The organism is Photobacterium sp. ABD4_091, from assembly GCF_056160145.1.
In genome coordinates this window covers 2,818,229-2,845,217 of the sequence record NZ_JBSWWQ010000001.1, presented here as the reverse complement: position 1 = coordinate 2,845,217, position 26,989 = coordinate 2,818,229, and the positions used below count along the sequence as shown (strand labels likewise).

The following is a 26,989-nucleotide window of genomic DNA, read 5'->3' as shown; positions in this document are numbered from 1 at the left end:
AGTGCAATATCTAGCGCATTGACAGGGAGCCTTTCTTTAAAGTCTCAAACCATCCACCTTAATATAAAACAAACTGCATTATATTGGTGTATTGAAAACATCCTGTCATAAAGCCTGCCTACAATCCCCATGCTCATTTAGCCAAGTGATTTGAATCTCTTGGAAAATCCCTACAACGAAGAATTAACTTGATAAGAAAGACATGAAAAGTTCTGCGGATGCACTCAAGGCGGCAATCACGACGATTTACCAAACATTTCCTAATTTGAGTTATCGCCCAAGGCCTGATGACGTAAAACTACTAGCGGCGTACATGAAGAGCCAGAATAGCGATTACCCTAGCCAATTGGATACCTTGCTGGAAGTGGAGAATGTGCACATCGAGTTGGCGCTAACCAAATACCACAACATCAATAAAGCGAGCTTAAACTAAATCGAACATTAAGGTAGGCCGTGGAGTCACTCACCAGCGCTCAACGGTTGTAATGTCAGTTTCTAGAAAGTAATGCTCTTGCTTGGGCACGGTAAATGTCAGGATCTTTCCTTCCCGCTCTGTACCCGGCCGGAAATAGGTTTCAGGCATGCGCTTGATAGACGTCCAGACCACATGGTTATCGCGCTTGAGCACCTCCCCTTTGTCATTGCGTAAAATCGTGGCCACTTCAACGAGGATCACCGAATCGGTTCCTTCATTTCGCAACGAAACAGGGATCGTCAACCTCCCATCCTGATAGCTGGCTGGTCGAGCGACCATGACAACCCCACTGCGCTGATACTCACCGACCAAACGTCCGGTATCTGGCGCGACCAAATCACCGTTTGTTGATGAAGCTTTAACACCTGAAGCAGTCGCTGGCGCTGTAGATCTCCCAGCTGTACTTACTTTATCCGCTGTAGCTGCTGTATCCGTTGCAATTGCAGTGCTTGTAACCACAGTAGTACCTGTTGCTAGGTTATTCCCGCCTGCGCTGGTGGTTGGTGTTGCTGATGGCTTTACCGGCGCACTACTTGCGGGCTCTGGTGTGACAAAGCGCCATGTGTTGTCTTCTAGCAGAAGAACTTCCCGGCCGTCAGGCAAAGTCGCTATCATTGAGCCAGCTTGGACAAACTGGATAAACCCAAACAAAAGGCTGGCTATCGCCACCTTGATTATGACTTGCTGAGCTGAGCGCATAACTCTTTCCCCCAAACGTACTTCCACTACTTCTTTTATGCTCTTTTATTAATAGGCTTCCTTGCTCATTATTTGCCTACTTGGCATTCAAACGAGCTATCAAACCATTGAATATTTATCTCACCTTGGTGTTCACCATACTCCACATTTTGTCCCGTGTACTTGATCCCACTCGCCATGGGCTCAGCCAAGGCGATCACCTGATCATTGCCTTGGGTTAATACCAAGCTTGCGGGATCGGTTTGGTTATAAAAAACAGCAGTAAAGGGCTTGCTACTGTCACCGCAATCGAGAGAAATACTGTCCGGTACTTCTAGCTGACCGCTAATAATTTGCAATTCGACAATCCGGCTTTTGTAGGAAAACTCGGTACAATCACGAACATCACTGGCCTTCCAGCAATCATTGCGTCCTTTAATCCAACCTCGTTGCATCGCCTTTTGTAGCTTAACGTCTTCTGCTGGCAACTGTGTGATAGCATTATCGAAAACTTGCTGCATTTGCTTGTCCAAAGCAGCCAGTTCTTCATCTTGGCAAATTAAGGTCTCCACCTCACCCTCTGCTTTCGAACAATCAAATGCGGGTTCACCGGCCACACTAATTGGTACCAGTAGACACGACGCTCCCAAGATCAAAAAAATTTTGTTCCAATACGGTATGTTCACAAAACCTCCACAGTGCAAGTCTTTCTCCATAAGCGCTCAATAAAGTATTAACCCGTCAGCCCTGTTATGTTTTTTCATCTTTGAGCCTGACACCTAAAAGAGCTAAAGAAATATTATCAACACTAATTAACATTAATTATCGATGATATAGCTTGTCGCGATTTTGCAATTTCATAGTATAAGCCGGGCTCAATACCCATTTGCATGCAACGAAAATAAACAATAACTCATGGAAAGCCCCACTATGGATAAAAAAAGATTCAACCCTGTCAGTATTTTCCTACACTGGCTGACTCTTTGTTTTCTCATTGCCATTTTCGCCTCGGTGGAGGTGGCGATTAGCTTTGAGCGAGGCTCAGCGGCCCGCAACCTATTCAGCAACATTCACTTTTATCTGGGCGCTGCTCTTTTTGTTATTACCCTTTGTCGCCTAATGGTAAAAGTGAGAAGCCATAAACCTGCCACTCACCCAACACCAAGCTCGATGCAAAGACGAATTACCCTGCTCGTCCATCTCGCTTTGTATGCGTTAATGCTGCTGATCCCTATTGCAGGGGTGGCTCTACTGAACAGTACAGGCAAACCGCTAATGCTATTCGGCCAAGCAATACCGCCCCTAATTGAAACAAACCGGGCAGTCAGTGCGACTATTCGTGAACGTCATGCTTTGCTGGGTTTTACTCTTCTGACCTTAATTACCGTCCATACTGCAGCGGCACTGTTCCATCACTGCGTGATTAAAGACAACACCCTTGCCCGCATGATGCCGCGCGCAAAAACGACAGCGGCCCAGCCAAAGGCTGAGCCGACAATCGATTAATCAACGAAATGATATATCAAAAAGAATAATAAAAACGTCACCTGGCTAGGCGACAGGCCCCACAAGAGTGGGGCCAAATTATTCAAAATTATTACCCAACATATTATCCCAATAAGACAGGCGATAACCCTGTGCTCTGAGTGCTAGCAAGCAATAAGCCCAATAGAATTAATAGTACGCCACCGAACAGCTGCAAACTGTATCCAGCCCATAACAAACCGGTTTTAGGTTCAGACTCACCGGATTGCCCATTCCCTTGCTGCAGGTAACGATGAACAATACGTTTACCCGATAGGGTCAATAGAGCCAGTGCAGAAGTCGTCAACGCCGTTCCCAGCGACATCACCAGCGCACTGACTACACCCATCCAGTAAAGGCCAACCATATTAGCGAACAGCAATACCATAATGGCACCGGTACACGGGCGCAGGCCAATACTCAAAATCACCCCCACGTACTCACGCAAAGTCTTGGCATTGTCGACTTCCTCTGGCGAGGCGATATGGCGATGCCCGCAACCACATTCAGCACCATGTCCGTGATGATGGTGATGGTCATGGTGGTCATGGTGGTCATGGTGGTTATGGTGGTCATGGTGGTCATGGTGGTCATGGTGGTCATGGTGGTCATGGTGGTGACTACAGGCCAATTGTTGTTTCTTGGCAACACTTTGGCGAAAACGCTTAATTGCCCGCCAGCAGATCATCACACCGAGTACACTGACCAGCGCGCTACTCATGGTCATGAACTTCACTGCCTGTGAGCTCACTTCACGCATGGATGCATTAAAGCCCCATAGCAGTACACTCACCAAGGCCACAGCCACTAATGCCTGGCAGATAGCCGACACCAGCGTCAATATCAGGCTTGTTTTTACCTTAGTCGGCTGAGTGGCTAAGTAAGTCGTTACTATCACTTTGCCATGGCCTGGGCCAAGGGCGTGAAGTGTTCCGTACAAAAAGCTGAAACCAGCCAAGTAGCCTCCTGATACCAACGGGTTCTCTTTGGCATCATAGAGTAAATCAGCCAGTTGGTTGTTCACTGCTCTCTGCCATTCGATACTTTTCAACACCATGCTCGGCCATGCCAGCCAAAGTTGGTAGGCACCAAACAAAAAGGCTATCGCCAGCACGGACAACATCAGCCACTTCTGGCTTAATACATGACTGGAAGCGGCCTTCACGCTAGTCGATGGCTCGCTGTGTTTATGCTGTGTCATTCCTTGGCGTCCTTATTTGATTCGTTTGGTTGGCAATGAAAGCGAACGGACTGGGTAAATAGCTGGCCCAGTGCATTGTCAGGGTCGGCATCGGCAGGCAGCGACATGGCATAACTCATCTGCTCTGGCGTTGGGTTAGGCTGAATCATCTCAAGCTCGCAGTAGTCAGCCAAATCACCAGCAAGAATGACATCCCCCTTAGATAGCCATGACATATCTACGTAGTAACTTGGTTCAAAAATCAATAGCTTGAGCGAGTCCTCGGTCACTGGCTTCGGCTTGGAAAGCGGCAACTCGAAAGTAAGCACTAACCGCGCACGATCTCGGGTGAGCTTGCCATAGCGGGCGAGCTGGTATTTGATAGGCTCTTCACCGTCATAGAAGTAGGTGAAGTAGTGCTCTGACAACATGTTATCAAGCACCATTGCGGTCACTTTGGTGAAAGTTTGCTGCTCCATCTCCGGCGATGTGTCTTCGCCATCAAGCATGTATGCAGAGGTCATAGGATCAAAAGACCAAACCATGCGAAAGCCGGTGATCATGCCATCATTGCCATCGACATAGGTTTTCATCTCGATCCAGGAGTGTGGATGCGCTGTGGCAAACAGCGGAGAAATCAGTAAAGAGAGACCGAGTACAGCCCGCTTCATTGCGGTTAACATTCGGTTGTTTGCCCTTTTGCGGTAAAACATCAAAAGCCCTGTGTTATGGGTTATTCTAACTAATAAATGTTATAATATAACATTTAGTGTTTGCGCTACCACCTTTTTACCCCATAAACAAAAAGGCTTCCAACACTGGAAGCCGATTTTTAACGCTTTTCGAACCTAAACCATTAAGTTCATCGTGCCTTAAGCACATGGTGTAGCAGCGAAACAGCCAATCGCGCCGTTTGGCTCTGGTAGTCATACTCAGGATTCAGACCCGCAATATCCACCAGCCTCACTTTGTTGCTCGCCATTGCTTGGCTGATCACCATCTCAACCACCGCCAAATTGACACCAAACACCCGCGATAAGCTCACTCCCCCAGCAATTGCCGATGAAAACACCGATAAATCGATACTTAGGTGGATATGGTCAACTTGCTCAAGATACTTGGCCACCATCGCCTGGATCCGCTTGCGGTTTTTCATCTTCATTTCACTATCGAGCAGCCATTGTGCTCCCAGCTCATTGGCGTAAGCCAAGGTAGCCTGCGAATTGATATGATCGCACATACCCAACCCGAGATAACGGAAAGTTCGGTTGTTGGCATGGCAAAATGCCGCGACACTATGGAATGCAGAGCCGGACTTTACCGCTAAGGAACGCCTTAACTGGAAGTTTGCATCGATATTGATAATCCCAATCCGGTTTCCTTCTAGGAAAGGGAGGATATGGCTTTCTTCACCTGAGCTGTCGTTACCCGCTTGATTAACGGTATCTGACAGTGCCTGATAACTCCCGATAGCAACCTCATGGCCACCGCCTAGCATCACTGGCAAATGGCCAAGCTTAAGCATGCTGCACAGCTTGGCATACTGGGCAGAACGCATGGTATCGAACTCGTCTTCCTTCACGCCAAAATAGCTTTGCGCTTCGATAACCCCCGCATCATAAATAGGCAAAGCGCCTGAATATGGGGTTCTCGTTAACATCTGCCTAATGGCGTCTGGCCCTTCTTTGGCACCGGTGTAGATATCATAGTCACTCAAGCTCAAGTCACTGGCCAGCCCGAGGATCACGGCCCCGGCTTTGCGCTGTTCAGCATAAGGCTCAATCATAGCCTTGGGATGCGTATTGACGGGGTGACCTAGGAAGGAAAATGGAAACCAACGTTTTACATCCAGCATGATTGCTCCTTATGGGGAATTACAAATCCGGTGGCAATACCCTCGCCGCCTGGAGGACTGAGAAAATAATCGCGTTCTTACTCTTTTGAACCCGCTCTTGCGGTGCCATCACACTCACCGCCCCGACAATTTTGTTGCCGGTAAATACCGGGGCACTCACCCCTGAGACACCTACGTCATACTCCGAGGTACTGATGGCATACCCGTCTTTTTTTATTTGCGCCAAGTCTTGTAACCAGTGGCTAATATCATCCGGCTCAGTGATCCCGAAATGGTGCAGCGTCGCCATGATCCTTTGTTCGGGAAGATGGGCCAGAATCACTTTGGCCGATGCGCCACGGATCAACGGCTGGCTCTGGCCTTCCTCATATGCACAACGTAATGCATGGGGGCTGTCCACCCGGGCGGTACACAGGGCGCGAAAGCCGACCGGTACCAAGTAGGCGGCCATTTCACCAGTTTGCTGCTGGACCCGCTTGAGAACCTGGTGCACTCCGCTTGAAAGCGGTGAAAACTGCTGGAAATTACGCAGCAGTTGTAGTGCCGCCGGACCTATGCTGTAACAGCTCTGTCTTGGGCTTTCCTCAATCAGGTTCCAGTTCTTGAGGATTACCAAATAGCGATAAACACTACTTTGCGGCATGCCTGTCTGTTCACTTAATGCCTGTGCTGTAACAGGTTCATTAGCTGACGCAATATGCATCAGTACCTGCAGCATCTTTTCATTGGCATTCAATTTATATTTATCTGATTTCAAAGCATTTCCTGTCGGTTTTATCTGGTTAGGCGACACGTTCAGTAGCTCCCATCGCGCCGACCCCTCTATTTACGCGGATCACCCACTGCGGTTCAACCAAGATTCTCACAATGTGGTAATTACTATGATATAGGAACCCAGCATTCCCACAATTTGATAATTTTATGATGACTACAAATAGTTGGTAAAAAAAGCGCCGACCTAATGGCCGGCGCTTTCAAAAGCTATATATGCTTTTTTGTTACGTCTTCTTGCGAGTCAGATACCAGCAGCTCAGCGAAGCCAGCGTTACCATCACCACACCTTGCCAGAACGTCGTCCCTAAGCTGATCCCGAAAATCATCGCGGAGAAGAATGCTGATAGGATGGGTGTGAAATAAGACAGCGTCGCGAGCAATACCATGTTGCCGCCAATAATGGCGATGTTCCACAACCCGTAGCCCCCCGCCATTGCAATGGCCGCCAGCGCCAAATTCAACACGGCTTCACTGCTCCAAACCATCGGTGGCTGATCGGTGAGAAAGTATTTCACCCATAGGGCTATTGCCGTAGCAATGAAAAACCAGGCAATCGCATTCTGGCCGTTGGCCAAGCGTTTGGTGATATTGCAGTAGATAGCCCAAATAAAAGCGCCGCTGAATGCCAAGGTATAACTGACCGGGTTGGTCGCCACATTGGCAGCCAAGCGAGTGAGTGATACCCCTTGTTCACCGCTTACTGTCCATGCCACGCCAAAAAAAGCCATCGCCATGGCGGGATATAATAGCTTGCTCACTTTTTGCCGGCTCACTACCACCGCCAGCATGACAGTCAACGCAGGCCAAAGGTAATTGATGACGCTCATTTCAACAGTCTGCACCCTGTCGTTAGCCATACCCAACGCCAAGGCCAAACACATCTCGTAACTGACGAACAACCCGCCGCCGATGAGCAAATAGCGAGGTGAAAATCGGCTGAGCCTCGGCGCACCGACAACCACCACCAGCAGCACCGAGCTCAGGGTATAAATCATTGCCGCGCCGCCTACCGGGCCTAACTGCTCGGCAACGTTTCTGATAAAGGCAACGATAGTGCTCCACAGCAAGATAGCGACACATCCAGCCAGGGTATATTTGTGCTGAGAAAACAAAGAAAAACCACCACAATAAAACATAGAAAGCGGCTAGGTTATCAAGCTTTTGCCGCTGACGGTTAGCCTATTTTGTTATCGATTCTCACTTAGTATAAACACCTATAAAAACCATGGTTTTTGTGTTTAATTTGTGACCGTCTGAGCAATGCTGCAAATGCAACTAGTGTAGCATTTGGGAAGTATACCCAAGTGCCTTCAATTCGTTGAAATAAATAGCTAGAGGTCACTTGGGTATACATAGCATCAGTTGGTCAAATCATGAGCTATCACTTGTTGTATGTGATTTTTCACCAAAATGCTCTGGTTGATAAGGTGCAAAAAACGGCGCATAAGCCGGGAAGTATTTTGGTGAGGAAGTAAAAAAATCGACCCATAGGAAGTCGACCAAATAATAATCACATACCAAGGAGCTATGTCGTATGTCTACACTGACACAAAGGAGCAATACGTCCCAGGGCACACCAACTTACCCAGGCCAATCAACCGTAATACATGGAAATGGTGCCGTCGCGCATGTCATGGATTACGTTTGTGGCGGTGTCATTGGATACCCCATTACCCCCTCGACTGAAATCTCAGAATTATACGAAGCATTCAGGGCGCAAGGTGGTTGCAATGTATGGGGACAGCACCCCTTCTTCTTCGAACCCGAAGGTGAACACTCAGCACAAAGTGGTGCACTCGGCGCGGCTCTGACCGGCGGGAAATATATCTCAAATGCCTCCTCAAGCCAGGGGATCTTGTATGGCTTGGAATCACATTACGTTACCGTAGGTAAGAAAGCCGCAGGCTTCGTCCTTCACGTGGCGGCTCGCTCTGTCTCGCGCCATTCACTGAATGTCATGGCCGGGCATGATGATGTGTACGCTTTGCTTTCTGCTGGTTACACCACCCTATTTGCCAGCAACGCACAGGAAGCGGCTGACCTTGCGGCGATTTCATACCGTGTTAGTGCGCAATCGCTGATCCCGGTTGCCAATACCATGGATGGTTTTGCCACCAGCCATATTCAGAGCGAAGTGAAACTTCCCGAGCCAGAGTTACTGAAGCAGTACCTCGGCGACCCAACTGACCGCATCCCTGCACCAACCGAAGCCCAGCGTATGCTCTACGGTGCCAAAGGGCGTGTTTGGCAGCTCAATCAATTCATCGATAAATTCCAAGACCAATTCTGGCCTGAAAAGCTAAATGATCTGAAAGGCTATATTGCCAGCAACAGCGAAGCGATTGAGAAAGATGGTGAAGGCCAGTTTATTGAATCAACAAAAGCCTTCTTGCCTGATGGCCTACACAAAAAATGGCAGCGTGCGTGGCTAAACGCTTACGAGAAAGATTCCCGTCAGCGCGTACCAGCCTTGATGGATACCCATAACCCAGGCTTGACCGGCGGGGTGCAGAACCAGCCAGATTACCAGGCAGGTATTGTCGACCACCGCAGCCACTTCCAGAATGACGTGCCGATGTTTATCGAGCAGGCCATGAAGGAATATGGCGAGCTGACCGGCCGCATCTACGAGCCGGTTATGGACTTCATGTGCGACGATGCCAACTATGTCATTGTCGGTCTAGGCTCTGTTACGGATGATGCTGAAGCCGTTGCCACCCACCTGCGCAAACAGGGCCAAAAAGTCGGTGTCATTTCTATCAAGCAGCTTCATCCATTCCCTGAAGCGCAAATCGTCGAGAAGCTTGCCGGTAAAATGGCAGTGACCGTGCTTGAGCGCTGTGATGAAACCCGCTTGACGGCTCGTATCTCGCGCGCCTTGTTCAAGGCACAAGAAAACGTTCATAGCCCAAGGCACAAGGGGATCCCTGCCCTGCAGCATATTCCAACCATCAGCACCGGTATTTTCGGGCTTGGCGGCCATGACCTGCAGCCTAAGCACTTGATTGCCGCGTTCGATAATATGCGCGAGGAAAATACCAAGCCGTTCTTCTACCTCGGCAGCCAGTTCTTCGATGCCAAAGCCACCGGTGAGCTAAAAGAAATCCAAGACCGCCTTCGTGCCGCCTACCCAGATACCGAATTGATGGCACTGGAAACCGGCGAAAACCCTAACCTGCTGCCTGAATCTGCCCTACGGGTGCGTTTCCACTCGGTGGGTGGTTACGGCACCATTGCCACCGGAAAACTGCTGACTGATATCTTGTCCGGCGCATTGGGGCTGCACTCGAAATCCATGCCGAAATACGGCTCGGAGAAAAGTGGTGCACCGACTAACTTCTTTATTACTCTGTCTCCAGAGCCAATCAAGATCACCAACGCCGAACTACAGCAAGTTGAAATCGTCCTGTCGCCAGACCACAAGGTGTTCATGCACACCAACCCACTGGCAGGGTTGACTCCTAACGGTACATTCATCCTGCAAACCCACCACGAGCCTGAGCAGGTATGGCAGGAAATTCCAGCCAGCGCCCGCCAGTATATTCGTGAAAACAACATCAACTTCTACATTGTCGATGCCTTCAAGGTCGCCCGTGAGCAAGCACCATCGGCGGATCTTGAAATCAGGATGATGGGTATCGCCTTTATCGGCGCGCTTTGCGGCCACGCGACCCAAGTCACCCAGGGGGCTGACGAAGCCTTGATGTTAGAGCGCATTACCCAGCAGATCGCCAAGAAGTTCGGCGCCAAAGGCGAGAAAGTGGTTGCCAGTAACATGGCGGTGATCCGTGAAGGGATCCACGCGACTAAGCAGGTTTGTTACGCAGATTTCAGCGATGCCGATATTGAAGCAACTGCAACATTAATCACAGAAGCACCTAAGCAAAAACAAGCCAGCTGTGGACTGTTCGATCCGTCTTATTTCAGCAATATCGCTGGTAAGCACTACGCCGATGGCTCTATTGGCGAGGCGCCGGTCATTCCGGGTTCGGGCATGTTCATGCCACCAGCGAGCGCGATCACTAAAGATAAAGGCCTATTCAGACTTAATGCGCCTAAGTTCGACGCAGATAAGTGTACTGGCTGTATGGAATGTACCATTGCCTGTCCTGACGGTGCGATCCCGAATGCGGTGCATGAGCTACACGATATCCTGTATGTAGCTATCGACAAACTCAATATCCCGCCAGCACAGCGTGATGGCCTGAAGGCGAAAATGCCGCCGATTTTGGATGCAGTTCGCCAGTACTACCGCACCGCGCCGAAGAATGAATCACTGCCGCTGCACCAAGTGGTTGCTAAAGTGGCCGATACCATGTCCTTCGACGAGCCGGGTGTGAGCCAGCAGATAGCTGGGATTTGCGTCGCGCTGGAATCACTGCCAGTTAGCCGCACCAAGCCTTTCTTTGATGCGATGGAAAAAGCGGTTCCGGGCAGCGGTGGCTTGTTCTCGGTTGCTATCGACCCGAGCAAGTGTAGTGGCTGTATGGAATGTGTGGATGTATGTGGCCCGAACGCGCTACAGAAAGTCCGCCAGACCACAGAAATGAACCAGCAGATGCACGAGCTGTTCCATACCTTGGCAGAAATGCCAAATACCCCAGCCCGCTTCCTGCAACAAGGCGTCACCGATGCCAGCGAATCCAAGCGCCTATTGCTTGACCGCAGCAACTACTACGCCATGAGCTCAGGCCACGGTGCGTGCCGTGGTTGTGGCGAGGTCACCGCGTTGCGCCTGGTTACCTCTATCAACCGTGCCTTGCAGCAGCAACGCTACCAGTCACACATCGCCAGCCTTGAAAACGTGATTGAGAAGCTGGAAGACAAGCACCAATCATTGGCGGTTATCGATGCAGAACACGTCCGTACCGAGCGTATTGCCCGTACTCTCCAAGTATTGGAAAAACGCCTGTACCACTTCGAATACGGACCAACCGGCAATGGGCCATCCGATGCGCTGATCGCCAACGCCACAGGTTGTAGTAGTGTTTACGCTTCGACCTTCCCGGCTAACCCATATAATGACCCATGGGTGAACAGCTTGTTCCAAGATACCCCAGCGGTTGCCAAAGGCTTGTTTGAAGGGGAAGCGGCCAACCAGCTAGAGCAGTTCAAGGCACTTCGTACCGCCAAGCTAGAGCTTGAAGATATGTACGATACCGAAGTCCATGACCGCCAGCTTCGCTACCTGGAATGGAGCCACTTGTCAGATCAAGAACTCGGCCTATTACCGACCGTATTCAGTATCGGCGGTGACGGCGCGACCTATGACATCGGCTTTGGTGCCCTGTCCCGTTTGCTATCAACCAGTACGCCTATCAAAGTCTTCGTGCTTAATACCGGTAGCTACTCCAACACCGGCGGACAGGCATCGACCGCCAGCTTTACCGCGCAGGATTCCGACCTCAGCCGCTTCGGCAGTGCCCACAGCGGTAAGCAGGAATCACGCAAAGAGCTAGGTATCATCGCGACCTTCCACCCGAAAGTCATGGTGGTACAAACCTCTACTGCTTTGCAGGGCCACTTCATGGCGAATTTGATGGAATACTTGAACTATCAAGACGCCCCAGCGCTGTTTGATGTTTACACCCCATGTATGGGTGAGCACGGTATTGCCGATGACGCCAGCACCCGCCACTCTCGCCTAGCAGTCGAAAGCCGCATGAGCCCAGTGTTCGTTCATGACCCACGCAAGGGCGAGACACTGTCTGAGCGCTTCTCTATCGAAGGCAACCCCGAGCTGCAACATGACTGGGCAACCCATACCATTAGCTACATCGACAGCGACGGTATGACCCAGTTGAAACAAGTGCCGTTTACGCCGGCTGATTTCTCACTCTATGAAGGTCGCTTCAAGAAACACTTCAATCCAGTGTCTGACGAGCAGCACGCGGTTGAGATAGCTGAGTTTGTGGCAATGAGTGCCGAAGAGCGTAATGGCAAGGTACCGTTCATTTGGGCAACCGATAAACAGCAGCACCTGATCAGGCTAAGTGTCTCCAGCTCGATTGTCGCCCTGACCGAAGAGCGGTTACGCAACTGGCATATGCTGCAGTACTTGAGCGGCCAGCACATCACCAACATCGACCAGCAATACCAGCGTCAGATCGATGAGTGGAAACAGCGTTACCACACCGCGATAGACAGCAACGAGCAAACTATCGAAACCATTGCCAATGGCTTGGCTGAGCTGGCTATGACTGCTTCGCCCAATGTGGCCAATAGCATCCCGGTCACCCAGATAGAAAGCAGTTCAACTGCAACGCAGGCTTCTACTAGCAATCAAGGGGACTTGCCGCTCGTCGCTATCAACGAGGACGAAAAAGGCCAGTGTACCGACTGCAAAACCTGCTACCAGCAATTGAGCGAGCTGTTCGAGAAAACCACCATTGTTGAAAACGGTGAAGCCAAGGTCATCAGCCAGGTGATCCCTAATGCACTAGACACTGTCGAGCTCAGCGACGAGCTGATCAAGCGTGCCTCACGCATTGCTGATGAGTGTGATGCAGAAATCATCCACTTCAACGCGCCTGCATCGGTGGAGGTGTAGTCATGAGTGATGTAATTTCCCGTCCAATCTCGCAAGCTCAACGGGAGCTGATGCTAAAGCGCATGGAGCAAAACCCACAGCGCTTCCAGCAGATGGTGATCGAGGAGAGCATGCAGCTTATCCGCGACACGCTCAAGCAAGGCAAGCTGTCGGCTGAGTTTACCGACAAGCTCTGGCATTTATTGCTGGCAAACAACGAACTCAGTGTCGCCTTGCAGCGTTACTTGTGGCGTATTCCGCTCAAGCAAAAGCGTGCTTTTGTGCAGGCGCTGGATACCCATCTGTCTGAACGTTACCCGATGTTCAAAGGGCTGTCTGCTGGATGGCCCGGTAGCAACAACATACCGCCTTACGTGCGCCCTGCCGAGGAGCGCCGCAAGGACTTTGACTTGGTTAGTCAGGGCTATCTCGGTTACATGGGGCTGGGCTACAGCCTGCGTGAAGTCGAGATGTTCGTGTGGCTCGAAGTGATCCGAGACAAACAGTGTGAAGACCGCCCATGTGAAATCGGCGTGCCGAAATGCGATCGCGACGGCAACCCCGCTGAAGAAAACGACGGCGGCTGCCCGGTTAAGATCCACATTCCTCAGGTACTCAACCTGATGGGTGAAGGCCGTTTCAGAGACGCTTTCGAGCTGATCCGCGATGCCAACCCACTGCCGAATGTTACCGGCCGGGTTTGCCCCCAAGAGCTGCAATGCCAGGGGGTGTGTACCCACAATGACAGGCCAATCGAAATCGGCCAGTTGGAGTGGTTCCTGCCCCAGCGTGAGCGCGAACTTTCCAACGGTGAGCCACCAAAACCGGCTGATATCAATCCTTGGGTTGCGGCGACCAAGCCACCGGTTGCGATTGTCGGCTCTGGACCTTCGGGGCTAATCAATGCCTATTTGCTTGCCAAAGAAGGCTACCCAGTTACCGTGTTCGAGGCATTCCATGTCTTGGGCGGGGTACTGAGATACGGTATCCCTGAGTTCCGCCTGCCTAACCAGTTGGTGGACGATGTAGTCGAGAAAATCAAAGCGCTCGGCGGCCGCTTTGTCACCAACTACATAGTAGGTAAAACCGCAACGCTTGAAGACCTTAAGCGCGCTGGCTTCACGCGCATTTTTGTCGGTACTGGTGCGGGCTTACCGCGCTTTATGAATGTTACGGGTGAGCATTTGCTGAACATCATGTCAGCCAATGAATTCCTAACCCGTGTCAATCTGATGCACGCCAATGAGCCTGACTACGAAACGCCAATGCCGGATATGGAAGGCAAGGAAGTGATGATCATCGGCGGTGGTAACACTGCGATGGATGCTGCCAGAACGGCCTGCCGTTTGGGTGCCAACGTCACCATTGTCTACCGCCGTACCCAGCAGGAAATGCCAGCACGTGTCGAAGAGCTTCACCATGCGCTCGAAGAAGGGATCCAGCTTAAGGAGCTCCGCTCGCCTTGCGAGTTCCACGGAGACAAAAACCATGTTCTGGCCAGTGCCAAGCTAGATGTAATGGCGCTGGGCGAGCCTGATGCATCAGGCCGTAGGCGTCCACAGTCTACCGGTGAGTTTGAGCTGATGAAGGTCGACTTTGCCATTATGGCCTTGGGTAACAGCTCTAACCCGATCGTCAAAGACGCCAACCCTGACTTGAACACCTCCAAGTGGGGTACGCTGCTGCTCAACAAGGGCTCGCAAGAGACCTCGCTCAGCGGCGTATACAGTGGCGGTGATGCTACCCGTGGTGGTTCTACGGCTATCAAGGCTGCGGGTGATGGTCAGGCTGCGGCAAGGGAGATCATGGGGCAAGTCGATTTCAACGCCAAGGAAGTCGAAGGACTCGTCGCACAAGCTTGTCACTATACAGGACTAGGCCAAACGCCAGCTAAAATCGTCAAACGTCGTCAATTAACCGAGGAAATTGTCGAATTCACCATTACCTCTCCACTGATTGCCCGCTCAGCCAAGGCTGGCCAGTTTGTCAGGGTACTAGCAGATGAAAAAGGTGAATTGATCCCGTTAACTCTGGCCGATTGGGACGCCGAAGCCGGCACTATCGAACTGGTGATCCAAGGGCTGGGTACCAGCTCCAAGCTGATCAACCAAATGCAAGAAGGTGATTGCTTCGAGGCTATTGCCGGCCCATTGGGACAAGCAAGCCATGTAGTGAAACACCCTGATAACCAGAGTGTCATCTTTACCGCTGGTGGTGTGGGTCTGCCTGCTGTGCACCCTATCATGCGCGCCCACCTGGAAATCGGTAATAAGGTTACCCTGATCTCCGGTTTCAGAAGCAAAACTCATAGCTTCTGGACGAAAGAAGGCGACAAAGTCGAGAATCTTCGAGCAGCCTACCCTGAACTGCTGGAGGTGGTTTACGCCAGTAATGACGGTACGCTCGGCATCGAAGGCTTCGTGACTAACCCGCTGGAAGATCGCTTGGTACAGCACAGGGAAGCCAATGATCCTGATTCTGACCAAACCATAGCAGAAGTCATCACCATCGGTCCGCCTATGATGATGCGCGCAGTCAGCGATCAGACTCTGGGCTACCAAGTCCCTTGTGTGGCCAGCCTCAACTCCATCATGGTGGATGCCACCGGCATGTGCGGTGCCTGTATGGTACCGGTGATGGAAGACGGCAAACTGGTGCGTAAACACGCCTGTATCGATGGCCCGGAAATCAACAGCCATGTCATCGACTGGGACAAGTTCTTGCCAAGGTTTAACCAGTTTAAACCGCAAGAGCGCCAGAGCCAGATAGCGCACAAGCTGATAGAAGAGTAAATTAATAACAAAGTAAGTCCCAATAGCTCGATAATACGCAAAGGCCTCACTACAAAGTGGGGCCTTTTTCTTTTCCAACTCACCACACCATTCCTATACAAACTCTTCAAAAGGTAGAACAAGAGTAAGCAATAAAACCGACTACACTTAATCCACATTGATACCAATCTGGATAAGTATCAGGAGACTATTATGAGTGGCTCGAATCATCACACTTACAAGAAAATGGAGTTGGTTGGATCATCACCCGATGGTATTGAAGATGCCATCAACAATGCCATCGCCCGAGCTAATGAAACCGTTAAAAATATGCGTTGGTTCGAAGTTGTCGAAACCCGTGGCCATATTGAAGATGGCAAAGTGGCCCACTGGCAGGTGACTATAAAAATCGGATTTACGTTAGAAGAGTAAACTTTTTTTTCGTGCAAAACTAAACTTAAGGCACTAAATTTAAAAGCTTTTATGGGGTTTATAAAATATAAAACCCAATAAAAGATATATCAAATCCAAGCTACAGCTCTTGCCTACCTACCTTTTTCGTAACATTATCCGTGTCGAAAGTTGATTGTTAAATCCAAATCAATGATTGCTAATTGTGTTTATCACCGACTTTAGATAAGCGACTGTCTGGGGAGGTTAACTCCCCTTTTTTTAACGCTAGCCTCATTGAGACATCAGTTTCTGTTACTACATTAAACAGTCGGGGCATTGATATGTTTGCGCCCCTTTTTTTGCGAGTACCAGCCTTATATTCAAAATAATAGCCAATGCCTTAGGGTACGCAGTGCCCGCTCGGAAAAATCCATCTCTTCGATGCTCTTCTTGGCTTCCAACGCAAGCTTGGGCTCATCGGTAATAATGCCGTCAACACCGAGCAGAAATAAGCGCTGCATAGCTGCTGCATTATTAATAGTCCACGCCAAGACTTCTTGCTCACGCTGCTGAATTTCGATAATCCGCCACGCATCGAGCCATTGGTCACTCACCATCAGCATATCGACTTCTCGCTCTAGATCCGATTGGCCAACACTGGCCGCATAGATAAGTGCATAACGCAGGTTCTCTGGCCGCTTAGTTTCCATCTTGTTCATCAGCCTTGCCAGTAACTCATTATCTAGACTCGATACAATCATGGCTTGCTGGTAATTCGGCAACAGCTCAGCCATTGCCAGTGCAAGATCAAAGCTACGGTTGTAGCGCTTCAGTTCAATATTGAATTCAATGTCGTCGGCATAGTCATTGAGTAAATTTGCTAACAAAGGCGGCGGTGTTTGGTTTCTTGCCTGATAAGCCGAGACAATCTCAGCGTAGCTGACATTCTCCACCACCAGATGAGAACCCAGCATACGACCCAAGTCACGGTCGTGGAACACCACCACTTGCCCGTCTTTGGTGATCTGTACATCGATTTCAGTACTTTGGATCCCCAATGAAATCGCATACTGAATACCTGCTTCGCTATTCTCCGGGTGTGCAAAGCCACCACCGCGATGAGCAGTGACATAGCCCGAAGTATTGGTTTGTAAGTGGCCAACGAAATGGCGCACATCGGAGTAACCATTAAACGAAGCAAACACAATAAACACCGCCATGACGGAGCTAAGCAAAATACGGCGCTGTGTGCTCTGCATTAGCCCGGCGAAACGCTCTTCTTCATTGACGAGCTTAAGGCGCTTGGTCTGAAGTCGTAATACGTAATATTGGCAGCTTGCATAGATAAACCTGTCGACAAAGCTCAGTAGAAAGCCAACCCCAATCAACAAGATCGTTGCCACCATAATCCACGGATAGCGCTCAGGATCATAAGTCGCCCAGTGAAGTATCGGCTCAAGCACAAACAAAATGCCCTTGGCGATCATCGCAATGATCACTACCCTGCCAAGCAACCATGCGATATGGCCCAGTAAGATATGCAGGTAAATCCCCTGGCTTAAGCGTTGGGCTTGTTTGAACAGCTTCCACTGGGAGCAGTTTTGAAACAGGCTGAGCGGTAATGCCAGCCACCAGCTCGCCCAATAGCGAAGTACCAACAGTACTATCGGCAGGGTGATCAACACTAACAGCCCCACCGCAAGCCACAATGAGCTCATCTGGTGGCTGAGGTAGTAATTGATATCCCAGTCATTGAGCATCAGCCCGTAGATCCAGCGCCCGCACCACACCAAGGTGGAAAGCAATAAACTAATCCCTAGCGATTGGGCAAGCAGAACCTTAGCCACCCGAAAACTGCGCTGCAGGAGCAGTCCGAACGTATCCAATATCGAGCGTTTGCCCAAGTCATGCTGAGCCAACAAGATACTAATGGTTGAGTGTTCGACAAAAAACGCGAAGCTCAGCTGGGTAATAAACCAGAGGCTGAGCAGAAATCCTGCAGGCGAGAGAAAGAAAGCCAGTAGCTCCTGATTGGCAATCGCACTCACCCCGTGAAGGGACATCAATTTAGAGGTGACCCATATATCCAGCGGGACAAACAAGGTCAGCAGTGCACAGCGCACAAAGAGAAAACTGGTCAGCATCTGAAAACCACTGGTTCTTAGACGGTGCCATATGAAATAAAGAATATGCCGACCACGATGGAAAATTGCGCTAATCAAGTGTTGTTTCGCCAAAATTGTTATTTAGTTCTGGCGGTATGATAGCACCAGAGTTAACTGGACGCTCATCGAAGCTAAGTGATGGCAAGCATTGGTACAGGACAAGGGCTCCCACTGGCTTACAGAAGGAAATGCATATAATCTTGTATTTTCACGAAATCCTGAAATCTAGCAGAGAAAAATCATGGTCGATTTTACTAATGGCAAGTGGACATTTGAGCCAAAGCATTTTGAAGTAACCCCAGAATCAGTCTCAATCACTACAGAGCCTGAAACCGACTTCTGGCAACGTTCATATTATGGTTTCCGCAATGACAATGCGCCTGCATTACAGATTGAATCCGGTGATAACTTCACTTTCACCACCAAAGTCAGTTTTGATTACCAAGCTCAATTTGATCAATGCGGATTAATCATTTATCTCGATAGTGAAAACTGGTTCAAGGCATCCATCGAGTATGAAAATGAAGAGTTTTCAAGGCTGGGAAGCGTAGTGACAAACTTGGGCTATTCGGATTGGGCAACATCAGACATTCCTCTACCTAATGTAATTTGGTACCGCTTGAGCCGCCGTGGCCCTGACTTTTTAATTGAATCCTCGCTAGATGGTAAGATTTTCAAGCAAATGCGTATTTTCCATTTGCACAAACTCGGTGAAACCACATCTGAAATGGGTAAATGCAACCCACCGCTTCCTGCGAACAATACGGTTAGTTTCGGCCTTTACGCTTGTAGTCCGTTGAAATCTTCATTTACCGCTAAATTTACCGATATGAGTGTAGAGCCGTGTAAGTGGTTGGCACATCCTGTGTGATTATTATCATTGAATCAGATGCGTTTACTTGATTAGCAGGAGCTTAATCGCTCCTGCATCAATTTGTTTGAGAGATAACCGTCATACGCTTCGAAAATCTTGTATTAGCGTAGGCGTTTTTGCAAAAAAGAATTTGCTGAACCGGGATTTATACTGCCATCCAAGCGCGAGCAGTCGCTTGGCCAAGCCTTTATTCTCAATAGTGGCGACTTCAATGCCATTATAGTGATAAGGATGTTCCCGGATGTAATCAATAAAAGCGGTCAACACCCCCTGTCCCCTTACCGCAGTGGCAAAGCGAACAGATACAATAGAGAACCGTTGGCTCCCTACTGGACAGCGAACCAAACAGTAACCTAATTCATTTTGGATGGTTTCCGAAAACTCTGGAAATGGCCGAGCTTGATTCTTTTGCGATAAGTAATCGTATTCCGCACAAAGGTATTTCAGAAGTCGTTGGGCATTCTGGTTCATGGGCAGCGCCTTATTTTGATCTTCTTCGGTAATAAAAGTCTAATTGATCATGCTTATCAACTAAACCCACATAGGCCTTTAAAATGGGGTAAACATTTAAGTATTCAAATTGCCTCTTTTTAGCTTTTTCGTAATAGTTTGAAAAATTCAATGACTCAATTTTTCAATATAGCCATTGCACTTATTCCGACTATATTTATCTAAAGAAATACATCAGTACACCCGCCAAAGCCAACCCTAAATTAAATCATTGAATGTTAATGATTTAATTGAAAAACAAAGTCATTAACCTTTAGTTTCCTCGAGGTTAAATTCTAGTTTATGGCATCTAAATAGTATTTGAGCAAAACTATAACCGTGATTTGGACAAAGTATGCATCAACATTAAAAGGTGATTACTACTTTCATTTTCACAATGAAGCAAAAGGTTAAATAAAATATTTCCCCTTTAATTTATTAATTATCGAAATTAAGCCAATAATCTTTTGAAATATTCAGCTTAAAGTCAGTTCGAGGATATATTTAATGAAGTTAGTAAAACGCACTCTAGCATCAGCACTAGCGATCGGTTGTTTGTCTTTTTCTCTCCCTGCATTGTCTTCAGGAGCAGAAGCAGTAAACGCAAAAAATACGGCAACAGGCGCACTTTACCAACCTATCGTTGAAAAAGATGTCTATCGTAACCTGACACCATTGCACCTTGCTGTTGTCGAAGGTGATATCGAAAAGGCGAAGAAATTGCTTGCCAAAGGTGCCGATGTAAACGCTTTGGATCCATTAATGGGTAATGCCCCTATTCACTTTGCCGCTCAAGCCCATAATGTCAACATGTTGAAAATGCTGGTTGAACATGGGGCATTCGTGAACCTTCAGTCTGTACGGCTCGGCGCATCGCCGCTGATGCTAGCGGTATGGTACCGCAATATCGAGGGAGTCGAATACCTCCTAAGCCTGCCAGACACCGACACCTCCTTGGTGGCAGCGTTTGGTATGTCGGCCAAAGATTTCAATGACTTTGGTCCAAACCCTGACGATAAAGCAGCCATCGCTGATATTGCGAAAATTAATCAGCTGTTCGATGAACGTGCTGCCCGATTAAATAACCAAGCTGAAAGTGAGAGCGCAATCTTCACCGCCCTAGTTCTCGATACGGAATCGAGCGATGAGGAGAAGCTGGCAAACATTCAGGCACTCATCAAAGGCGGGGCTGAGGTAAACACAATTTCACCTGTCCTCAAAGTAGGCAGCGATTTCCATACGGCTTTACTCGTCGCTGCTAGGAATGGTAACTATGACATTGCCAAGGCTTTGCTAGAAGCCGGTGCAGACCAAACCATTCCGGGTAACTATATGGCAGCTATCCCGTTGCACAAAGCGGCTTATTTTGGCCGAGCCGACATGCTGACACTGCTGTCTCAATATGAGGGCTTCAAAGAAGTATTGGATGCTATGGGCCCGAATAACGGCTATACCCCACTTCATGATGCAATTTGGCATGGCTACACTGAGGCAGCCAAAGTATTAATTGATGCTGGAGCAGATACCACCATTGTTGCTTTTGACGGGTTAACACCAAAAGCATTGGCCGAGCAGTTTGGCTATACCGATATTGTTGAGTTGTTAGAGGCAGGCAAGTAATGGCCAATACTGAACTCGAAGCGATCATCAAACAGCTCTTTACAGCTTTTGATCGGTTAGATGATGACAGTTACTTTCTGCCGTACATCAGCGAACAATGCCACTTTTCATTCCATGGAGAGATCTTTGATGGCATAGATGGGTTTAAATAATGGATGGCAGGAAACAGGGCAACATATGAGCCAGGCTCGTTGTATCACCATCCTTATGGCTTCGAATATACAGAGATGGCTGATAACCGGTATCAAATTGACTTCATGCTGGATTTCAAGGCCCGCTCCTTAAAGGGGGAAACGTTCAAGAATACCGTTAAGGAACGGTGGGTGGTCGATTCAAGTAATACCCGGTTCGAGATTATCTCGTATATTGTCGAGCCCACAGTATAGGGAATGAAAGAGTTATTCCCTTAGTCTTAAAAAACAAAAAACAGCAACCCAAGCAATTGGATTGCTGTTTTGATTTATATAGTTAAAGTGAAGCATCGACAAAAATCACTTCACCATGATGAAGCCATCAACCGAACACTCAATAAATGAGCTAATCGTCACCACTGCGCCTTTGTGATTTACAGTTCGCAACTACGGCTCATACCTTGCTGACTCATTCGTGCTTCGAAGTTCGTTAGCAAAGCTTCATTTCTCGTCACAGTAGGGCATTGTTTGGCTTGCATTTTTTATAAGAATAGTCTGAAGAGCAGATCATAGCCTATACACTAAAGCGTTTGGTTAAACTGTGTTGCTAAACATTGTAATAGTGCGTTGACTCTTAATGGCGATGAATATTTAAAGGTGTCCATCCAGCCTTGTTGATTCAGCTCATTAATGAATTGGTGACAAGGAGAGAGTGTTGCTTTCGCAATATCAGCAAGGGGGATATCAGGAACCAAAGCAGAAACAGCATACTCATGATTACCATTGCTAAATTGATACCAGCGATTTTGCCACCACCCAAGGGTTCTTGCTTCGGTGAACTGTCCTATCTCATGCTCATTTCTTCCTGAGACATAGTAAACCGCACACTCACCTGCTTTTACTTGATCAGCAAACTGTGTCATACAAGCACCGCGTAGAAATACTTCATGATAAAGATAATGATGACCTTTCTTTTTACCATGCCCAAGAGTGTTAAGGGTACGCCAGTGAGCGTGTGCAGCTAAAACCGGCTTGCACATAGACTCTCCTTTCGCTTGCAAAGAGCTTGGACCAAAATTTAGCTGGTCAAACTGCGGCCGTTCCCAAAATACCTGGCTACGTTTCTCTGCAAGCTCCATCGCCTGACAATTGGGTGTAAGATTATGATCTACTGACTCATACGGAGTCTGTGTATATTCATAAAGACTGTCCGATGGAAGCAAAAAAGGACACCAAGTACTAGTCAGTAGAATGACTTTTCCAGTATCCACATCGCAACTACAAAGCAACCACAGTTTATTTTGAGCTCCTAGAGCCTTCCCTTTGTAAGGTACAGTCCAAGCATAAGTTGCCACACGCTGAGCAGATTCCAAGTCATAACGCTCTTGCTGCTTTAGGTTACTAAATTGTGTTAACAGACGATCGAGTTGATTGCGTTTGAGTGGGGATTCCGTCAGATATTGAAGCCAACAGTTACTGTTTTCAAGGCTTAGCTCAAGTTTGGCTAAAACTGATTTAAGTTCCGTCTTAGGTGTCCAACGCGAATAAGTTGTTAAACAGTCTTTACACCTAAAACGTGTTTTTCCATTGGCTGAAATACCAAAGCGGGTCCTAGCTGTACTGGCACAGTTGGGGCAAATAGATGCTGTTAATTTGCCAAGGGTTTCTGCTCTTTTAGCCCATATCTTAGTGAAGCCATCACTATCTAGCACCGGGGGATAAGATCCGCATTTCTTACAATAAAAGGCTCGAAACCCTAGTCGATAAACGGGGCCGGTAAACTCTTTAGCTTTGATGATACCAAAGTTATCACAGAAGTTATTTTTGCAGACGTTTAAATCAACTAGTTCCATAACAGCATCAACAAAAAGTGTATTTTCTTATTTTATCGTTTGCGCAAACGCTTTTAACGTGACATTGGTCACAACTTAAGGTTTGTTTGATGAGTAAATTGCGCTCCAAATTCAATTACGGCAAAGGTTGGTCTCCGATGAACAGCCCCCCGTAGTTGTTGAGCCAAACTAGCAGCGTTCGCAGGCAAATGAGGCATTTGCCTTCTTTACCAAGAACGCGCTTAATTTTTAGTACTCTTATACCAAGGCACTACCATGAACCTAAAACAAATCACTCAATCTTTGGCTGCTTTAGGCTTAGGCTTGAGCGTCAGCTTCCCTACCCTCGCAGAAATCAAGGAAGTGACTCTTCTGCATACCAACGATATCGAAAGTGTGTACCAACCAATCGATGCGTTTTGGGATGAAAGCATGGAAGGTATCGGTGGTATTGCTCACCTTGCAACTTTGATTGAGCAAGAGCGTGATAAAGCTACTGCTGAAGGTAGTACATACTTTCAAGTAGATGCCGGTGACATCTTTACTGGCTCTTTGACAAAGCGTAGCTTTGGTCGCTTAGCTTTTGATTTATATGATGTAATGGGTTACGACGTAATTACTTTAGGTAACCATGAGTTCGAATACGGTTGGGAACGCCTTCGTGAAGTCATGCCTCGTGCAAGCTATCCAGTGCTATGTGCAAACATTTTTTATGAAGGTACAGATATTACACTCGCTCAGCCATACACAATCATCGAACGTGATGGTATTAAAATGGGTGTCATTGGTGTAATGGGTATTGACGCATACTACAACACAATGTGGGAAGGTAACCGTCGTGGCCTAGAAGTTCGAGATCCTATCGAGGTCACTCAGCACTATATTGACTTTTTGAAAGATGAAGTCGACTTCACTGTTATCCTCACTCACCAGAACCTGACTGCACCAATGCAGAGCGATAAACAAGTCGACGAGGAAGTTCAGCGTGGTATTGAAGAAGACTACGAAATGGCAGGTAAGCTACGCGGAGCTGACATCATCATTGGCGGTCACTCAGATAACGGTCTTTGGGAGCCCGTGGTACATCCTAAAACTGGCACGATTATCGGTATGACATTTGGTCAGGGGATGCACCTAGGCCACATGAAGCTGTTAGTGGATACAGAGAATGGCGGCGTAAAACTTGAAAAAGGAAAGTTAATTACCGTCAACGCAGATAAGATCCCAGCACACCCTCGTGCAGAAGAAATGATAAATGAAGCTCGTGATGCAAACCCAGATCTTTCTGAAGTCATTGCTGAGCTTGATGACACAGCAGCGCGTCGCTACGTTCGTGAATCTCGCATCGGTAACTTACTAACAGATGTTATTCGTGAAGCAGGCGAAGCTGATATTGCAATGCTAAGTTCAGGTAGTATTCGTGTCGATTTTAATCAAGGGCCGATAACGGTTGAGCAAGCAATGAATGCTTTTCCATTCACTGATAAGCTAACCGTTGTAGAGTTAACTGGCGAGAACCTAAAAGAGCTATTGGAATACAGCTACACACTACCGTATGGATTAGCTCAGTTCTCAGGCATCAAAACCACGTATGATATGTCTAAGCCGGAAAATAAGCGTCTAGTTACTCTGGAAGTGAACGGTAAAGCAGTTAAAGACACTGATAAGTATCGTGTAGCAACATACTCATTTGCTGCTAGTGGCGGTGATGGTTACACCGTTTTCTCCAAAGGCAAAGTACTTAAGGAGGAAGGGCTAGTAATGGATATTATTATTGATGGTCTACGCGAACGTAAAGATATTGTTGTACCTCAGCTTGGCCGTCAAATAGATATCAGTAAGTAATCCTACCTCTGCTGATAATAATTAATGCTAAAGCCAGCTGATTTTACAGCTGGCTTTTTTAATTGGCCTAAATCAACTGATTTAAGATACAACTTTAACGCCACTAAGGTTCTGGTTTATATCAAATCGACAGATATGGCATGAACCACAAAAAGCAAAAGTAGCAAACCTAATGAACTAGCGATTTTGTAATAGAAGTGACCACTTAGGCATTACGCATCGACAAAAATCACTTCACCATTGATGAAACCATCAACCGAACGCTCAAAAGCCTTGCCGACTAGCTTACCCGGTACCGGTTCAAACCCTGGCATCATCTCGCCGTACACATCCCATGCTTCAGCAAGGACGGTCGGGTTAACCACATTGATCCGCGTGTTACGTGGCATTTCATAGGCAACGCATTTGACGAAAGTATCTATCGCGCCACTTGTGGTAGCATCGGCGATAGCGTAGGGAATTGGCTTCACATTCAAAATACCGCTGATTAAGGTGAAAGAGCCGCCATCAGCAATGTATTTCTGGCCAATCCGCACTAGGTTAATTTGCCCCATCATTTTGCTCATGACAGTGGTCATCCACTGCGCTTCAGTCATCTCGGCAAACGTCGCATATTCACAGTAACCGACCGTATTGACCACCGCATCAAAGTGGCCGACTTTTTCATAGAGAGCCTCAATGGATTTTTCATCGGTAATATCGACGATATGGTCAACATCACCAGAGCGCCCCGCCGTGATCACCTTGTGGTTGCCTAAGCCTGACAATGCAGCTTGACCCATTTTGCCCAGTGCACCAATTAGAATGACAGTTTTCATATTTCTCTCCAGCCTTTGGATTTATTCGATGGAGAGACTTTAACGAACCACTAAAACAACCTGAAACAATATGATTTTGTAAGTGATACAAGCCAAACTTGTTATTTGGTACAATATCAACCAAAGTAGCTTTTGCAGCAAGGTGAAGTGTGAGCAGGTTAGATCGGTTAGACATAAAGCAATTGAGGGTTTTCCAAGCACTGATACGTGAAGAGAACGCTTCTAAAGCCGCGAGCCAATTAGGGCTAACCCAACAAGCGGTCAGCGAGCACCTGAAAAAGCTCAGAGATATGTTCGATGACAGGTTATTCGTCAGGAAAACCAATGGCTTTGTTCCCACACCATTTGCCGAAGAACTCGCCATCAAGGTCGATAAGCTGCTGATTGACTTCAATGCACTAATGGCAACCAGCTATTTTGTACCTGAAAAGGCCAAGGGGACGTTCGTGATATCGGCAACGGACTATGCCCAGCAGGTGATCTTACCCCGTTTGATTGCCAAGCTAAGGGTACAGGCCCCCAAGCTGAAGTTAATTGTCAGGGATTTCGAAATAGACACACTCCATGAGCTGATGGAAAATGGCAAGGTCAACTTAGCTATCGCCTTTCCTGATTACATTCCTGAAAGCTACCGGGTTTTAAAGCTATTTGAAGAGCACCATGTCTGCGTAACCTCATCAAAGTCATCCATCGCAGGGAAAAAGCCATCCTTAGCCGAAGTGGCGGAATTCCCGACCATCATCGCCTCGCCATCTAGGCCGAATTTCAAAGGCTCTATCGATGATTGGTTTTCACAGTTTGGTTTGAAACGAAACGTTGTAGTCTCTGCGCCCTGCTTCTCTATTGTGCCTATGTATCTGGAAACAACAGACTCCATTGCTTTCTTACCGTCGCGAGCAATACAAGGGCTGGATGTGGTCACTATTCCGCTCGAGCAGTCCCCTGATAGCTTTGATGTCATTGCGGCGTGGCACCCCCGCTACCATGATGACCCGTTACAGCAGTGGGTTGTGTCATTGCTCGAGATTGAGTAATC

General features: G+C 48.1%; 21 protein-coding genes. 10 read left to right on the top strand and 11 right to left on the bottom strand.

Going from position 1 to position 26,989, the window contains the following annotated elements:
* Nucleotides 1-202: 202 nt before the first annotated feature.
* The gene (locus tag ACXAGQ_RS13080; RefSeq protein ID WP_317522002.1) at nucleotides 203-433 is read left to right on the top strand and encodes a hypothetical protein; all 231 of its coding nucleotides are present in this window, start codon (nucleotides 203-205) and stop codon (nucleotides 431-433) included.
* A gap of 30 nt (nucleotides 434-463) precedes the next feature.
* Here ACXAGQ_RS13080 and ACXAGQ_RS13075 read toward each other — a convergent pair whose 3' ends face one another.
* On the bottom strand, nucleotides 464-1,174 hold the full coding sequence (locus tag ACXAGQ_RS13075) for a DUF3157 family protein (protein ID WP_475254281.1): 711 nt from the start codon (nucleotides 1,172-1,174) through the stop codon (nucleotides 464-466).
* Between the two features lie 68 nt (nucleotides 1,175-1,242).
* On the bottom strand, nucleotides 1,243-1,869 hold the full coding sequence (locus tag ACXAGQ_RS13070) for an MliC family protein (protein ID WP_475254280.1): 627 nt from the start codon (nucleotides 1,867-1,869) through the stop codon (nucleotides 1,243-1,245).
* Nucleotides 1,870-2,083: 214 nt separating this feature from the next.
* Here ACXAGQ_RS13070 and ACXAGQ_RS13065 point away from each other — a divergent pair, with 214 nt between their 5' ends.
* Nucleotides 2,084-2,659: a cytochrome b gene (locus ACXAGQ_RS13065; RefSeq protein ID WP_475254279.1), complete on the top strand. Its 576-nt coding sequence runs from the start codon at nucleotides 2,084-2,086 to the stop codon at nucleotides 2,657-2,659.
* Nucleotides 2,660-2,762: 103 nt separating this feature from the next.
* Here the strand turns inward: ACXAGQ_RS13065 and ACXAGQ_RS13060 are convergent, their stop codons facing one another.
* The 5 genes from ACXAGQ_RS13060 to yddG form a co-directional block, all read right to left on the bottom strand.
* Complete coding sequence (locus tag ACXAGQ_RS13060) at nucleotides 2,763-3,800, bottom strand: nickel/cobalt transporter (protein WP_475254759.1); 1,038 nt, start codon at nucleotides 3,798-3,800, stop codon at nucleotides 2,763-2,765.
* A 74-nt stretch (nucleotides 3,801-3,874) separates the two neighbouring features.
* The gene (locus ACXAGQ_RS13055; protein WP_475254277.1) at nucleotides 3,875-4,570 is read right to left on the bottom strand and encodes a DUF1007 family protein; all 696 of its coding nucleotides are present in this window, start codon (nucleotides 4,568-4,570) and stop codon (nucleotides 3,875-3,877) included.
* 149 nt (nucleotides 4,571-4,719) lie between these two features.
* Complete coding sequence (locus ACXAGQ_RS13050; protein ID WP_475254276.1) at nucleotides 4,720-5,712, bottom strand: arginase family protein; 993 nt, start codon at nucleotides 5,710-5,712, stop codon at nucleotides 4,720-4,722.
* A gap of 19 nt (nucleotides 5,713-5,731) precedes the next feature.
* Nucleotides 5,732-6,430 (bottom strand): IclR family transcriptional regulator, encoded by a 699-nt coding sequence (locus ACXAGQ_RS13045; protein WP_475254757.1) that lies wholly within the window; start codon nucleotides 6,428-6,430, stop codon nucleotides 5,732-5,734.
* A gap of 280 nt (nucleotides 6,431-6,710) precedes the next feature.
* The gene (gene yddG / locus ACXAGQ_RS13040; RefSeq protein ID WP_475254274.1) at nucleotides 6,711-7,598 is read right to left on the bottom strand and encodes an aromatic amino acid DMT transporter YddG; all 888 of its coding nucleotides are present in this window, start codon (nucleotides 7,596-7,598) and stop codon (nucleotides 6,711-6,713) included.
* Nucleotides 7,599-8,020: 422 nt separating this feature from the next.
* Here yddG and ACXAGQ_RS13035 point away from each other — a divergent pair, with 422 nt between their 5' ends.
* From ACXAGQ_RS13035 to ACXAGQ_RS13025, 3 genes are all read left to right on the top strand, one after another.
* Nucleotides 8,021-13,036 (top strand): 2-oxoacid:acceptor oxidoreductase family protein, encoded by a 5,016-nt coding sequence (locus ACXAGQ_RS13035; RefSeq protein WP_475254273.1) that lies wholly within the window; start codon nucleotides 8,021-8,023, stop codon nucleotides 13,034-13,036.
* A gap of 2 nt (nucleotides 13,037-13,038) precedes the next feature.
* A complete protein-coding gene (locus ACXAGQ_RS13030; RefSeq protein WP_475254272.1) occupies nucleotides 13,039-15,807 on the top strand; it encodes a sulfide/dihydroorotate dehydrogenase-like FAD/NAD-binding protein in 2,769 nt (922 codons plus the stop codon).
* Between the two features lie 192 nt (nucleotides 15,808-15,999).
* Entirely contained in the window at nucleotides 16,000-16,218 is a 219-nt protein-coding gene (locus tag ACXAGQ_RS13025; RefSeq protein WP_475241717.1) for a dodecin, read from the top strand.
* Between the two features lie 341 nt (nucleotides 16,219-16,559).
* Here ACXAGQ_RS13025 and ACXAGQ_RS13020 read toward each other — a convergent pair whose 3' ends face one another.
* The gene (locus ACXAGQ_RS13020) at nucleotides 16,560-18,323 is read right to left on the bottom strand and encodes a glycerophosphodiester phosphodiesterase (protein ID WP_475254271.1); all 1,764 of its coding nucleotides are present in this window, start codon (nucleotides 18,321-18,323) and stop codon (nucleotides 16,560-16,562) included.
* Between the two features lie 262 nt (nucleotides 18,324-18,585).
* Here ACXAGQ_RS13020 and ACXAGQ_RS13015 point away from each other — a divergent pair, with 262 nt between their 5' ends.
* Nucleotides 18,586-19,215 carry a DUF1349 domain-containing protein gene (locus ACXAGQ_RS13015; RefSeq protein WP_475254270.1) on the top strand — a complete coding sequence of 210 codons (630 nt, stop codon included), beginning with the start codon at nucleotides 18,586-18,588 and terminating at the stop codon, nucleotides 19,213-19,215.
* 81 nt (nucleotides 19,216-19,296) lie between these two features.
* On the opposite strand, the gene ACXAGQ_RS13010 is transcribed toward ACXAGQ_RS13015, so the two are convergent.
* Complete coding sequence (locus ACXAGQ_RS13010; RefSeq protein ID WP_475254269.1) at nucleotides 19,297-19,689, bottom strand: hypothetical protein; 393 nt, start codon at nucleotides 19,687-19,689, stop codon at nucleotides 19,297-19,299.
* A 525-nt stretch (nucleotides 19,690-20,214) separates the two neighbouring features.
* On the opposite strand from ACXAGQ_RS13010, the gene ACXAGQ_RS13005 reads away from it, so the two are divergent.
* Both ACXAGQ_RS13005 and ACXAGQ_RS13000 read left to right on the top strand, forming a co-directional pair.
* On the top strand, nucleotides 20,215-21,327 hold the full coding sequence (locus ACXAGQ_RS13005; protein WP_475254267.1) for an ankyrin repeat domain-containing protein: 1,113 nt from the start codon (nucleotides 20,215-20,217) through the stop codon (nucleotides 21,325-21,327).
* The gene (locus ACXAGQ_RS13000) at nucleotides 21,327-21,479 is read left to right on the top strand and encodes a hypothetical protein (protein WP_475254265.1); all 153 of its coding nucleotides are present in this window, start codon (nucleotides 21,327-21,329) and stop codon (nucleotides 21,477-21,479) included. Before ACXAGQ_RS13005 ends, ACXAGQ_RS13000 begins: the two co-directional genes overlap by 1 nt.
* Before the next feature lie 560 nt (nucleotides 21,480-22,039).
* Here the strand turns inward: ACXAGQ_RS13000 and ACXAGQ_RS12995 are convergent.
* Nucleotides 22,040-23,311: a transposase-like zinc-binding domain-containing protein gene (locus ACXAGQ_RS12995; RefSeq protein WP_475254264.1), complete on the bottom strand. Its 1,272-nt coding sequence runs from the start codon at nucleotides 23,309-23,311 to the stop codon at nucleotides 22,040-22,042.
* A gap of 255 nt (nucleotides 23,312-23,566) precedes the next feature.
* On the opposite strand from ACXAGQ_RS12995, the gene ACXAGQ_RS12990 reads away from it, so the two are divergent.
* Nucleotides 23,567-25,135, top strand: coding sequence for a bifunctional metallophosphatase/5'-nucleotidase (locus ACXAGQ_RS12990; RefSeq protein ID WP_475254262.1), 1,569 nt, complete (start codon nucleotides 23,567-23,569; stop codon nucleotides 25,133-25,135).
* A 212-nt stretch (nucleotides 25,136-25,347) separates the two neighbouring features.
* On the opposite strand, the gene ACXAGQ_RS12985 is transcribed toward ACXAGQ_RS12990, so the two are convergent.
* Nucleotides 25,348-25,953: a short chain dehydrogenase gene (locus tag ACXAGQ_RS12985; RefSeq protein WP_475254261.1), complete on the bottom strand. Its 606-nt coding sequence runs from the start codon at nucleotides 25,951-25,953 to the stop codon at nucleotides 25,348-25,350.
* A gap of 149 nt (nucleotides 25,954-26,102) precedes the next feature.
* On the opposite strand from ACXAGQ_RS12985, the gene ACXAGQ_RS12980 reads away from it, so the two are divergent.
* Nucleotides 26,103-26,987 carry a LysR family transcriptional regulator gene (locus ACXAGQ_RS12980; protein ID WP_475254259.1) on the top strand — a complete coding sequence of 295 codons (885 nt, stop codon included), beginning with the start codon at nucleotides 26,103-26,105 and terminating at the stop codon, nucleotides 26,985-26,987.
* Nucleotides 26,988-26,989 lie beyond the last annotated feature (2 nt).

Coding starts and splice junctions, on each gene's coding strand:
- ACXAGQ_RS13080 (WP_317522002.1), top strand. CDS start 203: ATGAAAAGTTCTGCGGATGCACTCAAGGCGGCAATCACGACGATTTAC.
- ACXAGQ_RS13075 (WP_475254281.1), bottom strand. CDS start 1,174: ATGCGCTCAGCTCAGCAAGTCATAATCAAGGTGGCGATAGCCAGCCTT.
- ACXAGQ_RS13070 (WP_475254280.1), bottom strand. CDS start 1,869: ATGGAGAAAGACTTGCACTGTGGAGGTTTTGTGAACATACCGTATTGG.
- ACXAGQ_RS13065 (WP_475254279.1), top strand. CDS start 2,084: ATGGATAAAAAAAGATTCAACCCTGTCAGTATTTTCCTACACTGGCTG.
- ACXAGQ_RS13060 (WP_475254759.1), bottom strand. CDS start 3,800: ATGTTGTCCGTGCTGGCGATAGCCTTTTTGTTTGGTGCCTACCAACTT.
- ACXAGQ_RS13055 (WP_475254277.1), bottom strand. CDS start 4,570: ATGTTTTACCGCAAAAGGGCAAACAACCGAATGTTAACCGCAATGAAG.
- ACXAGQ_RS13050 (WP_475254276.1), bottom strand. CDS start 5,712: ATGCTGGATGTAAAACGTTGGTTTCCATTTTCCTTCCTAGGTCACCCC.
- ACXAGQ_RS13045 (WP_475254757.1), bottom strand. CDS start 6,430: ATGCTGCAGGTACTGATGCATATTGCGTCAGCTAATGAACCTGTTACA.
- ACXAGQ_RS13035 (WP_475254273.1), top strand. CDS start 8,021: ATGTCTACACTGACACAAAGGAGCAATACGTCCCAGGGCACACCAACT.
- ACXAGQ_RS13030 (WP_475254272.1), top strand. CDS start 13,039: ATGAGTGATGTAATTTCCCGTCCAATCTCGCAAGCTCAACGGGAGCTG.
- ACXAGQ_RS13025 (WP_475241717.1), top strand. CDS start 16,000: ATGAGTGGCTCGAATCATCACACTTACAAGAAAATGGAGTTGGTTGGA.
- ACXAGQ_RS13020 (WP_475254271.1), bottom strand. CDS start 18,323: ATGCTGACCAGTTTTCTCTTTGTGCGCTGTGCACTGCTGACCTTGTTT.
- ACXAGQ_RS13015 (WP_475254270.1), top strand. CDS start 18,586: ATGGTCGATTTTACTAATGGCAAGTGGACATTTGAGCCAAAGCATTTT.
- ACXAGQ_RS13010 (WP_475254269.1), bottom strand. CDS start 19,689: ATGAACCAGAATGCCCAACGACTTCTGAAATACCTTTGTGCGGAATAC.
- ACXAGQ_RS13005 (WP_475254267.1), top strand. CDS start 20,215: ATGAAGTTAGTAAAACGCACTCTAGCATCAGCACTAGCGATCGGTTGT.
- ACXAGQ_RS13000 (WP_475254265.1), top strand. CDS start 21,327: ATGGCCAATACTGAACTCGAAGCGATCATCAAACAGCTCTTTACAGCT.
- ACXAGQ_RS12995 (WP_475254264.1), bottom strand. CDS start 23,311: ATGGAACTAGTTGATTTAAACGTCTGCAAAAATAACTTCTGTGATAAC.
- ACXAGQ_RS12990 (WP_475254262.1), top strand. CDS start 23,567: ATGAACCTAAAACAAATCACTCAATCTTTGGCTGCTTTAGGCTTAGGC.
- ACXAGQ_RS12985 (WP_475254261.1), bottom strand. CDS start 25,953: ATGAAAACTGTCATTCTAATTGGTGCACTGGGCAAAATGGGTCAAGCT.